At 67.5% G+C, this 13,539-nt stretch carries 15 protein-coding genes and 1 pseudogene; 11 read left to right on the forward strand and 5 right to left on the reverse strand.

Annotated features, from left to right (window positions below; translation table 11 throughout):
• The first annotated feature begins 371 nt into the window (after window positions 1-371).
• From J2S53_RS00995 to coaD, 3 genes are all read left to right on the forward strand, one after another.
• Window positions 372-3,749 (forward strand): pyruvate carboxylase, encoded by a 3,378-nt coding sequence (locus J2S53_RS00995; protein WP_456239350.1) that lies wholly within the window; start codon window positions 372-374, stop codon window positions 3,747-3,749.
• Between the two features lie 164 nt (window positions 3,750-3,913).
• Window positions 3,914-4,477, forward strand: coding sequence for a 16S rRNA (guanine(966)-N(2))-methyltransferase RsmD (rsmD, locus tag J2S53_RS01000; protein ID WP_092981263.1), 564 nt, complete (start codon window positions 3,914-3,916; stop codon window positions 4,475-4,477).
• A 96-nt stretch (window positions 4,478-4,573) separates the two neighbouring features.
• Window positions 4,574-5,059: a pantetheine-phosphate adenylyltransferase gene (coaD, locus tag J2S53_RS01005; RefSeq protein ID WP_456239351.1), complete on the forward strand. Its 486-nt coding sequence runs from the start codon at window positions 4,574-4,576 to the stop codon at window positions 5,057-5,059.
• A gap of 30 nt (window positions 5,060-5,089) precedes the next feature.
• Here coaD and J2S53_RS01010 read toward each other — a convergent pair whose 3' ends face one another.
• Window positions 5,090-5,545 (reverse strand): GNAT family N-acetyltransferase, encoded by a 456-nt coding sequence (locus J2S53_RS01010; RefSeq protein WP_456239352.1) that lies wholly within the window; start codon window positions 5,543-5,545, stop codon window positions 5,090-5,092.
• Window positions 5,546-5,663: 118 nt separating this feature from the next.
• Here J2S53_RS01010 and J2S53_RS01015 point away from each other — a divergent pair, with 118 nt between their 5' ends.
• Window positions 5,664-6,101, forward strand: coding sequence for a ribonuclease domain-containing protein (locus J2S53_RS01015; RefSeq protein WP_456239353.1), 438 nt, complete (start codon window positions 5,664-5,666; stop codon window positions 6,099-6,101).
• Window positions 6,102-6,193: 92 nt separating this feature from the next.
• Here the strand turns inward: J2S53_RS01015 and J2S53_RS01020 are convergent, their stop codons facing one another.
• Window positions 6,194-7,243: a potassium channel family protein gene (locus tag J2S53_RS01020; RefSeq protein ID WP_456239354.1), complete on the reverse strand. Its 1,050-nt coding sequence runs from the start codon at window positions 7,241-7,243 to the stop codon at window positions 6,194-6,196.
• Window positions 7,244-7,527: 284 nt separating this feature from the next.
• On the opposite strand from J2S53_RS01020, the gene J2S53_RS01025 reads away from it, so the two are divergent.
• The 5 genes from J2S53_RS01025 (at window position 7,528) to mutM (ending at window position 11,129) form a co-directional block, all read left to right on the forward strand.
• Entirely contained in the window at window positions 7,528-8,271 is a 744-nt protein-coding gene (locus tag J2S53_RS01025; RefSeq protein ID WP_130469366.1) for a DivIVA domain-containing protein, read from the forward strand.
• Window positions 8,272-8,637: 366 nt separating this feature from the next.
• Window positions 8,638-9,165, forward strand: coding sequence for a YceD family protein (locus tag J2S53_RS01030; protein WP_456239355.1), 528 nt, complete (start codon window positions 8,638-8,640; stop codon window positions 9,163-9,165).
• Between the two features lie 2 nt (window positions 9,166-9,167).
• Window positions 9,168-9,350: a 50S ribosomal protein L32 gene (gene rpmF / locus J2S53_RS01035; protein WP_092929005.1), complete on the forward strand. Its 183-nt coding sequence runs from the start codon at window positions 9,168-9,170 to the stop codon at window positions 9,348-9,350.
• Window positions 9,351-9,410: 60 nt separating this feature from the next.
• Complete coding sequence (gene rnc / locus J2S53_RS01040; RefSeq protein WP_217643646.1) at window positions 9,411-10,121, forward strand: ribonuclease III; 711 nt, start codon at window positions 9,411-9,413, stop codon at window positions 10,119-10,121.
• A 90-nt stretch (window positions 10,122-10,211) separates the two neighbouring features.
• Window positions 10,212-11,129, forward strand: coding sequence for a bifunctional DNA-formamidopyrimidine glycosylase/DNA-(apurinic or apyrimidinic site) lyase (mutM, locus tag J2S53_RS01045; protein WP_456239356.1), 918 nt, complete (start codon window positions 10,212-10,214; stop codon window positions 11,127-11,129).
• A gap of 54 nt (window positions 11,130-11,183) precedes the next feature.
• Here the strand turns inward: mutM and J2S53_RS01050 are convergent.
• Window positions 11,184-11,402, reverse strand: a pseudogene (locus J2S53_RS01050) (asparagine synthase (glutamine-hydrolyzing)); the annotation flags it as partial.
• A gap of 191 nt (window positions 11,403-11,593) precedes the next feature.
• On the opposite strand from J2S53_RS01050, the gene J2S53_RS01055 reads away from it, so the two are divergent.
• Window positions 11,594-12,265, forward strand: a complete 672-nt coding sequence (locus J2S53_RS01055; protein ID WP_456239357.1) for a nucleoside/nucleotide kinase family protein — start codon at window positions 11,594-11,596, stop codon at window positions 12,263-12,265.
• A 26-nt stretch (window positions 12,266-12,291) separates the two neighbouring features.
• Here J2S53_RS01055 and J2S53_RS01060 read toward each other — a convergent pair whose 3' ends face one another.
• Window positions 12,292-12,984, reverse strand: a complete 693-nt coding sequence (locus J2S53_RS01060) for a hypothetical protein (RefSeq protein ID WP_456239358.1) — start codon at window positions 12,982-12,984, stop codon at window positions 12,292-12,294.
• Window positions 12,985-12,992: 8 nt separating this feature from the next.
• Window positions 12,993-13,169 carry a hypothetical protein gene (locus tag J2S53_RS01065; RefSeq protein ID WP_456239359.1) on the reverse strand — a complete coding sequence of 59 codons (177 nt, stop codon included), beginning with the start codon at window positions 13,167-13,169 and terminating at the stop codon, window positions 12,993-12,995.
• A gap of 69 nt (window positions 13,170-13,238) precedes the next feature.
• Here J2S53_RS01065 and J2S53_RS01070 point away from each other — a divergent pair, with 69 nt between their 5' ends.
• Window positions 13,239-13,532, forward strand: coding sequence for an acylphosphatase (locus J2S53_RS01070; protein ID WP_092929013.1), 294 nt, complete (start codon window positions 13,239-13,241; stop codon window positions 13,530-13,532).
• The last annotated feature ends 7 nt before the right edge of the window (window positions 13,533-13,539 follow it).

Below are 13,539 nucleotides of genomic sequence, written 5' to 3' on the forward strand. Positions count from 1 at the left end.
GCGCGGGACATGTCAGGTGTGGGGGTAACCGCCCAACGCGAGATTTCGTGACTTACGTCTCCTCGGGTGTTGGTGTGCCCGCTCCTCCGGCTGGCGAGTCGGCGCGCAGCGCGCGAACATCGACACCTACGGTGTCCGCTTCCGCCGATCCCGTCCGCGGCCTTGGTGAGAACATTCGTCACATTCGTTTTTTTGTGAATATGTTGATTATTTCTATTGGTTGATCCTTGTTCGTCGGTTCCGGATTTGCAGGTCGCATACGGGGCACTTGTGGATCATGAGTTCCATCACGCGAGAACAGCTCCCGAAGAGGAGAATTTTCGGGGTATTGTTCGCAGGCGATCCGACACCTGCCCCAGGAGGTAGCCGGCATGTTCCGCAAGGTCCTCGTCGCCAACCGTGGCGAGATAGCCATCCGCGCGTTCCGCGCCGGATACGAGCTCGGCGCGAAAACCGTGGCCGTGTTCCCCCACGAGGATCGCAACTCACTGCACCGGCTGAAGGCGGACGAGTCCTACGAGATCGGCGCTGCCGGTCACCCCGTTCGGGCTTACCTGTCCGTCGAGGAAATCATCCGGGCGGCCCGAACAGCGGGCGCCGATGCGATCTATCCGGGTTACGGCTTCCTGTCCGAGAACCCCGACCTGGCCGAGGCCTGCCAACAGGCCGGTATCACCTTCATCGGTCCGTCACACGAGATTCTGCAGCTCACGGGCAACAAGGCCAGTGCGGTCCGGGCCGCCAAAGCGGCCGGGGTGCCCGTACTCGAGTCCTCCGCCCCCTCCGCCGACGTCGAGGAACTGATGAACTCCGCCGGGGACATGCGGTTCCCGGTGTTCGTCAAGGCCGTCGCGGGCGGCGGTGGCCGCGGCATGCGCAGGGTCAACGATCTCGATTCGCTGCGTGAGGCGCTGGAAGCCGCCATGCGCGAAGCCGAATCCGCTTTCGGCGACCCCACCGTCTTCCTCGAGCAGGCCGTGGTCAATCCACGGCACATCGAGGTGCAGATCCTCGCCGATTCGGCGGGCAACGTGGTTCACCTCTACGAACGCGACTGCTCGGTACAGCGCAGGCACCAGAAGGTCGTGGAGATCGCCCCGGCCCCGAACCTGGACCCGCAGCTGCGGGAACGGATCTGTGCCGACGCGGTGGCGTTCGCGCGGGAGATCGGCTACGTCAACGCGGGGACGGTGGAGTTCCTCGTCGACGAGCACGGCCGGCACGTGTTCATCGAGATGAACCCCCGGATTCAGGTGGAACACACCGTCACCGAGGAGGTCACCGACGCCGACCTGGTGCAGTCCCAGGTGCGTGTCGCCGCAGGGGAGACACTGCCGGACCTCGGCATGTCCCAGGACGGCATCCGGCTGCGCGGTGCGGCGCTGCAGTGCCGGATCACCACCGAGGACCCGGCCAACGGTTTCCGGCCCGACACCGGAATGATCAGTGCCTACCGCTCGCCGGGCGGTGCCGGTGTCCGACTGGACGGTGGCACGGCCTTCTCCGGCAGCAGCGTCAGCGCCCACTTCGACTCCATGCTGGTCAAGTTGACCTGTCGTGGTCGGGACTTCGACACCGCCGTGGCGCGGGCACGACGGGCCGTCGCGGAGTTCCGGATCCGCGGTGTGGCCACCAACATTCCGTTCCTGCAGGCGGTGCTCGACGACCCGGACTTCGGCGCCGGAAGAATCACCACGTCCTTCATCGACGAGCGCCCGAAGCTGTTGACCGCGCGCCACTCGGCCGACCGGGGAACCCGGCTGCTGAGCTACCTCGCGGATGTGACCGTCAACCGTCCCTACGGGGAACGCCCCGCCGCTCCCGAGCCGAGGCACAAACTGCCCGCCGCCGATCTCGACACCCCGCCGCCCGCGGGATCGAAGGATCGGCTCGACCGACTGGGCCCGGAGGGCTTCGCGCGGTGGCTGCGCGACTCCGACGCCGTCGGGGTCACCGAGACGACGTTCCGGGACGCTCACCAGTCCCTGCTCGCCACCCGGGTCCGCACCAAGGACCTCACCACGGTCGCTCCCCACGTGGCCCGCACGACTCCCGAACTGCTCTCGCTGGAGTGCTGGGGCGGTGCCACCTACGACGTCTCGTTGCGGTTCCTGGCCGAGGACCCGTGGGAGAGGCTGGCCGCGCTGCGCCGAGCCGTCCCCAACATCTGTCTGCAGATGCTGCTGCGCGGGCGCAACACGGTCGGCTACACGCCCTATCCCACCGAGGTGACCGAGCACTTCGTGGCGGAGGCCACCGAGACGGGTATCGACATCTTCCGCATCTTCGACGCGCTCAACGACGTGGAGCAGATGCGCCCGGCCATTACGGCGGTGCGCGACACCGGGCGTTCCGTGGCGGAGGTGGCGCTCTGCTACACGGGGGATCTCTCCGACCCCGACGAGCGGATCTACACCCTGGACTACTACCTGCGGTTGGCGGAGCGGATCGTCGAGGCGGGCGCGCACGTGCTGGCGATCAAGGACATGGCCGGACTGCTGCGTCCGCCCGCCGCCGCCACGCTGGTCTCCGCGCTGCGGCGCGAGTTCGACCTGCCGGTGCACCTGCACACTCACGACACCCCCGGTGGGCAGCTGGCCACCTACCAGGCCGCCGTGCAGGCCGGGGTGGACGCCGTGGACGGGGCGTCCGCGTCGCTGGCGGGGACCACCTCGCAGCCCGCCCTCTCCTCGATCGTGGCCGCCACCGATCACACCGAACGGGAGACCGGCCTGGACCTGGACGCGGTGTGCGATCTGGAGCCCTACTGGGAGTCGGTCCGCAAGATCTACCGGCCCTTCGAGGCGGGGCTGGCGGCTCCCACGGGACGTGTCTATCGGCACGAGATCCCCGGCGGGCAGCTGTCCAATCTGCGGACGCAGGCCGTGGCCCTCGGACTCGGCGACAAGTTCGAGGAGATCGAGGCGATGTACGCCGCCGCCGACCGCATGCTCGGTCGGCTGGTCAAGGTCACTCCGTCCTCGAAGGTCGTGGGGGACCTGGCGTTGCACCTGGTCGGAGCCGGGGTGGACCCGGCCGAGTTCGAGGCCGAGCCGCACAGGTTCGACATCCCGGATTCGGTGATCGGGTTCCTGCAGGGCGAGCTCGGTGATCCGCCCGGTGGTTGGCCCGAACCCTTCCGCAGCCGTGCGCTGCAGGGCAGGCCCGCCGAACGTCAACTGGTCGAACTCTCCGAGGAGGACCGCAAGGGGCTGGCGACCGACCGGAGGGAGACGCTGAACCGGCTGCTGTTCCCCAAACCCACCAGGGAGTTCAACGAGCACCGTCACTCCTACGGTGACACCTCGCTGCTGAGCAGCAAGGACTTCTTCTACGGGCTGCGTGCTGGCGAGGAGTACGCCGTGGACCTGGACCAGGGTGTGCGGTTGCTGATCGGCCTGGAGGCGATCAGCGAGGCCGACGAACGCGGTGTACGCACCGTCATGGCCATTCTCAACGGCCAGATGCGCCCCATACAGGTCAGGGACCGTTCGGTCGCCTCCGAACTCCCCGTCGCCGAGAAGGCCGAACGCACCAACCCCGCGCACGTCGCGGCACCGTTCTCCGGGGTGGTCACGCTTTCCGCCTCGGAGGGCGAAACGGTCGAGACCGGCCAGACGGTCGCCACTATCGAGGCCATGAAGATGGAGGCGGCGATCACCGCCCAGCAGGACGGCACCGTCAAGCGTGTGGCCATCGGTGCGGTACAGCAGGTCGAGGGCGGTGATCTGGTCATCGAGATCGGTTGAACGATTCCGCCGCTCGGCTCCTCCGGAGGGGGCGGGCTCTACCGGGGAGCCGCCACTCCTCCGGAGAGCCCGCTCGGGCGACGGTTCCCCCGCGCGCCGTCGCCACGAGCTCTCCACTTCACCCCTGCGGTGACCGGGTGACAGCGGTGGGCGAGGATGGTCCGGTGACCAGAATCGTCGCGGGAACCGCCGGTGGGCGCCGTATCGAGGTGCCGCAACGTGGCACCAGACCAGTCACCGAACGAGTGCGCGAGGCACTGTTCAGCGCGCTGGAGGCCATGACGGAACTGTCCGGGACCAGAGTGCTGGATCTGTTCGCCGGCTCGGGCGGTTTCGGTTTCGAGGCGCTCTCGCGCGGTGCCGAACACGCCACCTTCGTCGAATCGGACCGGCGCGCCGCCGGAGTGCTGCGTCGTAACGCCGAGACGCTCGGCTTCCGCTCCATCGGTATCGAGCAGTCCCCCGTGCGCTCGGTGCTGACCCGGTCCCCGGGCGAACCCTACGACCTGGTCTTCGCCGATCCCCCGTTCGCGATGGACTCCGCCGAGTTGGACGAGTGCTGGCAGGCGTTGGTTCGCAACGACTGGCTGAACCGGGACGGCCTGGTCATCGTCGAGCGGTTCTGGAACAGTCCCGCCCCGGTGTGGCCCGCGGGTATCGAGGAGCTGCGGAACAAGCGTTACGGCGACGCCGCCGTCTACTGGGCCGAACGCGTTCCGCCGGAGTGATGGCCGAAGCCCGTTCGCTCGTCTCCCGTACGTCCGGTGGTGAGTCACACCACCTCGTCCTGAGTCCTACCGGCGGGTACTGCTAAGTTGCCGCTCATGAGGCGTGCCGTCTGTCCAGGTTCTTACGATCCGGTCACCAATGGCCATTTGGACATCATCGAGCGAGCGGCGGGGCTGTTCGACGAGGTAACCGTCGCCGTGCTCGTGAACAAGAGCAAGAAGAGCCTGTTCGACGTCGACGAGCGGATAGAGATGGTGCGCGAGGTCAGCAAACCGTGGCCGAACGTGGTCGTCGACTCCTGGCACGGTCTGCTCGTGGACTACTGCAAGGCCAACGGGATCGGTGCGATCGTCAAAGGGCTGCGTGCGGTCAGTGATTTCGACTACGAGCTGCAGATGGCGCAGATGAACCAGCGGCTCTCCGGAGTCGAGACGCTGTTCATGTCCACCAACCCGCTCTACAGCTTCCTGGCCAGTTCACTGGTCAAGGAGGTGGCCACCTACGGCGGCGACGTGTCCAACCTGTTGCCGCCGAAGATCGAACGACGGCTGCTCGACCGGTTGGCGGAAACGGCGGAGTGAGCATCCGACGACCCGATCGGAAAACTTCGATCAGTCCAGCTGGAGTTTCATGCCGACGTGGGTGGCGCTGAAGCCGAGCCGTTCGTAGAACCGGTGCGCGGCCGTTCGACCGCTGTCGGAGGTCAGCTGTATCTGCCCCGCGCCGCGTTCGCGTGCCACCGAGATAGCCCATTCGCACATCCGCCCGCCGAGCCCGAGGCCGCGGTACTCCGAGCCGACCCGAACCGCTTCCAACTGGGCCCGCTTGGTGCCCACAAGTGACAGTCCGGCGATGAAGCTCAGTTGCAGGGTTCCCACGATCTCGCCGTCGAGCTCGGCGACCACGAGTAGTTGGTTCGGGTCCGAGGCGATCTCCGCGAACGCGGTGTCGTAGGCCGGATCCCCGGGGCGCTCCCGGTGGCGGCCCAGTTCGTCATCGCTGAGCAGGGAGACCACGGCCGCCACGTCCGCGGCCCGTGCGGGGCGGAAGCTGAATCGTTCGTCCATCGGGTGAGCAGTCTAGTCGCGCGACGCGCCGCGGGTTCGCGTTCGCTGCCGTCGTTCGTCATTCGCCGTTCACGGCTGTGCCTGGTGTCGGTTACGCGGCGGAGTTAACGTGCTGGTTATGCGCCAACACGCTGTGAAGCTTTCCAGGTTGATGTTGACAGGGCTGATCGCCGTCCTGGGCCTGCTCGGTCCCGTGGCGGTGGCCTCGGCGGAACCGGTCACCGAGCGTTCCTCCGCCGTGCCGGCCGCGGCCGCGTGCGGCAACACTTCCGGATTCGAACGAGTCGCGCTGTCGTCCCTTCCCCCGGAAGCCACCGACACCGTGCGACTGATTCAACAGGGCGGTCCCTACCCCTATCCGGAGGACGGCGGCGTCTTCCACAACTGGGAGGGGATCCTGCCGGACTGCCCGGACGGCTACTATCACGAGTACACGGTCGATACCCCGGGAATCGACCACCGCGGCGCCCGCCGGTTCGTCGTCGGTTCCGAGGGGGAGTACTTCTACACCGCGGATCACTACGACAGCTTCCGGCTGACCGACATCAACTCCTGAATCCCGTGACCGTCGGCACGGTGTCCGGAACCACCGGGGGCGCCGTGCCGACGCTCGCGGTACGGACCCGCCACGACTGTGAACGACCCGCCTCACGCACCGCGCGAATCGCCCGCCGCACGCACCGCGCGCGCCAGCTGTTCCTGCGAGATCCGCTGGGCGGAGATGTAGTACAGCGTGCTGCCCGCGGGCAGTCTCGTTCGCCAGGACGGGCTGATGAGCAGTTCGGAGTCGGTCCGCGCGGCCAGCACCGTGGCGTCGTGCCGATCACCCAGTGCGAACTGGCAGGCACCGTAGGAGACCGGGCCCAGTGAATCGGGGAGCCGGCACGAGTAGGTGTTCCCTCCGCCGTGTGTCACCAGTTCGCTGTAAACCTGGGTGATGCCGGGGTCCAGCAGCTCCTCGGTGATCATGTGCGGGGTGTGCCACTGGACGCAGCGGATCGTGTTGTCCACGTACCGCATGTGCTCGGCCCTGCTCATGTCCCGCAGCGCGATCACCGGCTCCAGTGCCGGATTGACGTGGTGCACGCTCACCGCCACGGCGAGGGCCTCGTTGTCGTCGCGCGCGTCGATCAGTACCGAACGGGCGCGGTGCAGCCCGGCCCTGTGCAGCACGTCCTCCGCGGTCAGATCGCCGCGCACGAAGCCGATCCCCCGGTCGGGAACGGGATTGTGGTCCACGTCGTCCCAGGCGCCGAGTACGACCGGATGCCTACCGTCGGCGAGCAGCTCGTCGATTATGCGTTCACTGCGTCCGGTGCCGTATCCCAGCACCACGATGTGATCGGATAGGTGCAGGCTGCCCGAGCCGCTCATTCTTCTGCCTCTCGCCGTTTCCAGGGTGGTCGCCAGGTGGGTGAACAGGGTGGTCAACGTCGCGATTCCCCCGACGATGACGTAAACCCCGACGATGTGTCCCCCGGTGGTCTCCGGGTAGAAGTCGCCGTAACCCACCGTGGAGGTGGTGACCAGAAACCACCACCAGTAGTTCTGCGGAGCAGTCAGTTCGCTGTCGGCGCGTTCGAACAGCGCCATCAGCGGCCAGCTCGTGAAGAACACGAACGTGATCACCAGAGCAGGGGTCGTCCATGACCGGATGCTGATCAGACGTTGCAGCAAACGGAACAGTACGGTGGGCAACGGGACCTCCCGCCGGATCGTGACACTGGTCTTCGCCCAGTTTCGATTACCCGCCGGTCCGGTCTCCCACCGGTGTCCCGGTGACGCGTGTTGGACACGCGGCTCCGGATATCCCGCATCCCGCCGGTGCGGCCGGGCAGACTGGGATCACACATGGTCGGCTCGTGTGACCGGTTCGAAACCACCGGATCGCGGGGTGATCGATACCCGGATCCGTGCGTTCTGAGAGCCTGAACGGGCCTGGCAAGTATCCTTCGGGTGAATACGACTGCAGGGAGATCGACGTGTACCGGGTGTTCGAGGCGCTCGACGAGCTCGTCACGATCGTCGAGGAAGCGCGAAGTGTTCCGATGACCTCCGGGTGCGTCGTGCCGCGCGGCGACGTGTTGGAGCTGCTCGACGAGGTTCGCGATTCCTACCCTTCGGAGCTCGACGACGCGCAGGACGTGCTCGATCACCGGGACGAACTGGTGAACAAGGCCAAGACCGAGGCCGATGACAGCCTCAGTACCGCACGTTCCGAAGCGGAGAAGACGTCCTCCGAGGCCAGGGCCGAGGCGGAGAAGATGCTCGCCGACGCCAGGGAGCGGGCCGACGAGATCGTCGCCCAGGCCCGGGCCGACGCCGAACAGACCATCAACAACGCGCGCCGCGAGTACGAGGACTACATCGCTCGTGCGCAGTCCGAGTCCGACCGGATGGTGCAGGCCGGCCGCGCCGCTTACGACCAGTCCATCCACGAGGGGCGTTCGGAGCAGGCCCGCCTGGTTTCCGAGACCGAGGTGGTCCAGCAGTCGCAGCACGAGGCCAAACGCGTGGTCGACGAGGCACATGAGGAGGCCGAGCGGCTGCGCGGCGACTGCGACGCCTACGTCGACTCCCGGCTGGCCGACTTCGAGGAACTTCTCGGACGTACGCTGCGCACGGTCGGCAAGGGCAGGCAGCAGCTCCGACGTCCCATGAGCGCGCCCTTCGACTACGAGGAGTGGCAGACCTCCGAGCACGGCGCCGCGGTCAGCGAGCACTGACTCTCCGGCCGGTGGCCGCCCGCGTCACCGGTGCGGTCGCGCCCACGCCGTCGCCTCCCGAAGCCCGGTCGGGCTTCGGGTGTGTTGTCGCTCATCGTGCGCATCAGCCGTGTGGTTTCGGTCGACGGCTCCCGGTGGCGTAGCCTGAGGGGTGGTTCTGCTCGGCCCCGGCCGGTCCCTCCGCTCGAAGAAGGCGAGCGCTCGCGGTTCGGCGACGTGAGGTGCTTGTCGTGGATCGCTCGTCGGCGGATGGGTGATCCGCCGAGCTCGGTTCCGAGCGGGTCCAGCAATCGCGAAACAGCCTAGCCGAAACCACAGATGCCTCAGAATCACGAAGTCGTGCGATCCGCACCGGACGGTCCGTGGGTGATAGACACCCGGGAGTTCGGCCGCAGCCCCGGTACGAGTCGCAACTACACCCGTACACCCCCGGCCCCGGCCGGTTTCGGTCTCGACATGGTCCGGGTGCCGGAGGGAGAGCCGATCGAGCTCGATCTGCTGCTGGAGGCAGTGGTCGAGGGCGTGTTGGTATCCGGTACCGTCAGGGCGAACGCTAGCGGCGAGTGCGCGCGGTGTCTCGACCCGATTTCCGAGGACGTCGAGGTCGAGCTGCGGGAGCTGTTCGCCTATCCGGACAGCGCCACCGACACCAGCACCGATGAGGACGAAGTCAGCCGGATGTCCGGTGATCTGATCGATCTGGAGCCGGTGGTCCGGGACACGGTGTTACCGTCGATGCCCACCGCCCCGCTGTGCTCGCCCGACTGTCCGGGACTGTGTTCCGGATGCGGTGCCAAATGGGCCGATCTCGGTCCGGAACACCATCATGAGACGATTGACCCTCGCTGGGCCGCATTGCGTGAGCGGTTCGGTGGGACCGAAGAGGAGAAGTAGCCGTGGCTGTCCCCAAGCACAAGGTTTCCCGGTCGAACACCCGTAAGCGCCGTTCGCAGTGGAAGGCCTCCGCTCCGACCCTGCGGGCGTGCCCCAACCGGGCCTGCCGTGAGATGAAGCTCCCGCACGTCGCCTGCCCATCCTGCGGTCAGTACAAGGGCCGTCAGGTCAGCAACCCTGCCTGATAGGCGCCGAGAGTGGGGGGAAAGCAACAGTCCCGGGACCGTGAATCGGACCGGTCTGCGTTGGTAGCGGCTCTCGGCGTCGATTTCGACGCCGAGATGCTCACGCTTGCCCTGACACACCGTTCCTACGCCTACGAGAACGGCGGCTTGGAGCCCAACGAACGGTTGGAGTTCCTGGGGGATGCCGTACTCGGACTGGTGATCACCGATCACCTGTATCGTGACCACCCCGATCTTCCCGAGGGGCAACTCGCCAAGCTGCGGGCGAGCGTGGTCAACATGCACGCGCTCGCCGGTGTGGCTCGTGAACTGGGCGAGGGTGGTCTGGGGCAGTACCTGCTGCTGGGACGTGGCGAGGAGCTCACCGGAGGCAGGGACAAGGCCAGCATCCTGGCCGACTCGCTGGAAGCGGTTCTCGGAGCCGTTTATCTGCAGCACGGGTTGGAGACCTCCCGTGCGGTGATCCACCGGTTGTTCGACTCGTTGCTGGCCGAGGCGCCCATGCTCGGTGCGGGCCTGGACTGGAAAACCAGTCTGCAGGAGCTGACCGCATCGGCCGGTCTGGGAGTCCCGGACTACCGGATCGACGAGCAGGGTCCGGACCACCGCAAGGAGTTCAGCGCCTACGCCGTCGTCAACGGTGAAGTCCTGGGGCAGGGCGACGGTCGAACCAAGAAGGACGCGGAGCAGAAGGCGGCGCAGACCGCCTGGCGCACGCTGTCGGACCAGCTCAACGGCGCGGCCGGTGCGGGCGGTACCCCCGAGCGGTAGGCGGCGTGGGTTCGAGGGGCCCGGCCGGGGAGACCCGGCTGGTGACGCCCCGGTGCACGGCAGCCGTGAATCGTGTTCGAGGATGGCTTCGTGCCAGAACTACCCGAAGTCGAAGTCGTTCGAAGTGGGGTCGCCGAGCACGTCTCGGGCCGCAAACTGGCCGGTGTCGAGGTGTTGCACCCGCGTGCCGTGCGTAGACATCTCCCGGGGCCGGAGGATTTCGCGTCCGTGCTGGTCGGCCGAGTCGTCGAGAGCGTTCGCAGGCGTGGCAAGTACCTCTGGTTGTCGCTGAGGGCCTCGGGAACCCCCGACAGCGGGTCCCCGGCGGAGGGAGAGGCGATCGTGGGGGGACAGGCGGTACTCGCCCATCTCGGGATGAGCGGTCAGCTGTTGATACAGCCACGCCGGGCCGACGACGAGAAGCACCTGCGCGTGAGGTTCCGTTTCGAGGACGAGGGTCCCGAGCTGCGATTCGTCGATCAACGGACTTTCGGCGGGTTGAGCCTCACCGAGCTGGTTCCCTCGGCGGACCTCGCCGTGCCCGACTCCATCGGACACATCGCGGCCGACCCGCTGGAGCCCGCCTTCGACCGGGAAGCGGTCGTACGGCTCCTCCGCTCCCGCAGGACCGGCATCAAACGAGCCCTGTTGGACCAGAACCTGATCTCCGGCATCGGCAACATCTACGCCGACGAGGCGCTCTGGCGTGCCCGGTTGCACTGGGCGCACCCCACTGCCGCGCTGGGGGACGAACAGGTCCACCGCCTGTTGGACTCGGTGGTCGAGGTCCTCGGCGAGGCGCTGGTCGCGGGTGGAACCTCGTTCGACTCGCTGTACGTCAACGTCAACGGTCGGTCCGGTTACTTCAGCCGTTCCCTGTCGGTCTACGGCCGCGCCGGTTCGCCGTGTCCACGCTGTGGTGCCTCGGTCCGGCGGGAGGCGTTCACCAATCGCTCCTCGTACAGCTGTCCCGGCTGCCAGCCGGTTCCGCCCGAACCCCACTGGTGAGGCGCACCCGGTGGCACGATGACCCTTCCGGCGTCCGGGGCGGTGGGGCGGTGGAAGCCGTTCCGCGACGGCTTCACCCCATTCGAGGTAACCGTGCAGCACCACTCCGGTGTCGCTGTCGGTGTCGAAGCGATGGCCGCGACCGCGCAGCCCACGACGCAGCTCGGTGTAGTTGTAGGTCTCCCCGCTGTAGCCGAGACGTAGCTCGCCGTCGGGGGTGGGGAGGGTCATCGGCTGCGCGCCGCCGGGTAGATCGATGATCGCCAGTCGTCGATCACAACAACCCCGTCATACCTGCGAAACGCGGCAAAGAACGCGTTTCGTGCGAACCGGTGAACTCCGGCCGGAGGTCCGTTCCCGGAAGTAACACGCCCCGGTTCGCCGGGGCCGGTAACCTGATCACATGGCAGGGTCCGGGGTGTTCGGCCTCGGGCCGTTTCGACGGTGTTCGAAAGGACGGACTCGTGACGGGACAACCGCGACGATCGCCCGTCGTCCACCGCGAGGGGCTCGACGGACTGCTCGAACGCGCCCGGGAGCTCGCCCGCGACGGCAGGCGCCGGATTCTGGGCATAGCCGGTCCGCCCGCGGCGGGGAAGGGCAGGCTCGCGGACAAGTTGCTACGGGGACTGGGCGACAGCGCGGCACTCGTCCCGATGGACGGGTTCCACCTCGCCGGTGCCGAACTGCGCAGGCTGGGCAGGCAGAACCGCAAGGGGGCGCCGGACACCTTCGACGTGTCGGGATACCTGTCGCTGCTGCGCCGGCTGCGTGCCCAGGCCGGGGTCGAGGGTGACGAGGTCGTCTACGCTCCCGAGTTCCACCGCTCCGTCGAGGAGTCCTACGCCGGTGCCATCCCGGTCCCCGCCGAGGTGCCGTTGGTGCTGACAGAGGGCAACTACCTACTGCTGGACCGGGAGCCCTGGGCCGAGGTGCGCGGTCTGCTCGACGAGTGCTGGTACCTGGAACCGGACGACGGCAAGCGGATCGGCCGGTTGATCGCGCGCCACGTCCGCAACGGGATGTCGCGCGGTCGCGCGCGGGACTGGGTGATGCGCAGCGACGAGCGCAACGCGGCGCTGATCGCCGAGAGCAGGGGGAACGCCGACCTGGTGATCCCGGGGGACATCGGGTAGCCGCTCCCCGTTCCCGCGGTCTCGGCTCAGACCGTCCTCGTGCTCGAGGGTTCGAGCGGCGTGGTGGACGGGGCCGGCGAAGTGCTCTCCGGCGAACTCGCGGTCACCTGGGTATCGCTGCTCTCCTGAGCGCTTTCCGAGGCGCTGTTCTTGGTTTCGTTCTCGGGTTCGTCGCCCTGCTCGGTCTCGGAACTGGTGGTCTCAGTCGGTTCCGTGGTGGGCTCTGTTGTGGGTTCGGTCTGCGTATCCGTGGGATCTGATGGCTGCGTGTTCGTGGGTTCGGTCTGCGTATCCGTGGGATCCTTGGGCTCGGTAGGCGAGGGTGTGGAATCACCGTCGTCGTGAGTCTCTGTTGTCCCCCTGCTCGGATCCTGTTCAGAGGTATCTTCCCGCCTGTCCGGGCGGTCCTCGCGTGATATGCCGCTCGACTCGTCCGCGGTTTCCCCACCCGCGGCGGGCACCCCGCCGTGGGGCGTTTCGGGGGAGCTGGAGCTCGGCCTCCGCGAACTCGCCGTGTCCTCCCGCGAACCGGTGCTCTCGTAGCTCGTCGAGTTGGCCGCGCCACCGGTCGACTCGGACAGCGAGGCTTCCCGCTGTTCCACGTTGCCCAGTGCGACGGCCGCCATCGTCGAGAACGCGGTCGCGACCATCACCCCCGAACCGGCGAGTACCGCCAGGCGTTTCGACAGGGCGTTCCGGTCCTCGTGGAGTGGATCCATCGGGTTGCTCACTCGTCCTCGCGTCCGTAGGTGGTGTCCCGGCGGGCGGGTGCCACGGTTCCCCGGTGGCCGCGTGAGCCGTCGGGGTGGCCGCGTTCGTCCGGATTACGGTAGCTATCCGGCACCCGTCCGCCGATGCCGGGGTGGGCCGCCGTCCGGCGCAGTCGCGATTCCCGCGCCGGCACCAGTGGAAGGCATCATCGGTACCACCTCACACGACGAGAACGACTACGACAAGGAGCGGTTGTCCGGACATGTCGGAAGGAACCGAAGCCGAACCCAGCAGGTTGACCGCCTGGGTGCACGGTCGCGTACAGGGAGTAGGGTTCCGGTGGTGGACACGGTCGCGTGCCCTGGAGCTGGGGCTGGCCGGTAGCGCGACGAATCTGCCGGGGGGCCGTGTCGAAGTGGTCGCCGAAGGACCCCGACACGCCTGCGAAAGATTGCTGGAACTCCTTCGATCGGGTGATACACCGGGAGTTGTCGAGCACGTCGCCGACCAGTGGGCACCACCACGTGGTGGACTCTCCGGGTTCGTCGAACGGTGAGTTCCGC

The organism is Actinopolyspora lacussalsi (genome assembly GCA_030803735.1).
Classification (GTDB): Bacteria; Actinomycetota; Actinomycetes; order Mycobacteriales; family Pseudonocardiaceae; genus Actinopolyspora; species Actinopolyspora lacussalsi.

Bases quoted from the DNA above. Each gene is read 5' to 3' on its own strand.
- J2S53_RS00995 (WP_456239350.1), top strand. From the start codon at position 372: ATGTTCCGCAAGGTCCTCGTCGCCAACCGTGGCGAGATAGCCATCCGC.
- coaD (WP_456239351.1), top strand. From the start codon at position 4,574: ATGAGGCGTGCCGTCTGTCCAGGTTCTTACGATCCGGTCACCAATGGC.
- J2S53_RS01010 (WP_456239352.1), bottom strand. From the start codon at position 5,545: ATGGACGAACGATTCAGCTTCCGCCCCGCACGGGCCGCGGACGTGGCG.
- J2S53_RS01015 (WP_456239353.1), top strand. From the start codon at position 5,664: ATGCGCCAACACGCTGTGAAGCTTTCCAGGTTGATGTTGACAGGGCTG.
- J2S53_RS01060 (WP_456239358.1), bottom strand. From the start codon at position 12,984: ATGGATCCACTCCACGAGGACCGGAACGCCCTGTCGAAACGCCTGGCG.
- J2S53_RS01070 (WP_092929013.1), top strand. From the start codon at position 13,239: ATGTCGGAAGGAACCGAAGCCGAACCCAGCAGGTTGACCGCCTGGGTG.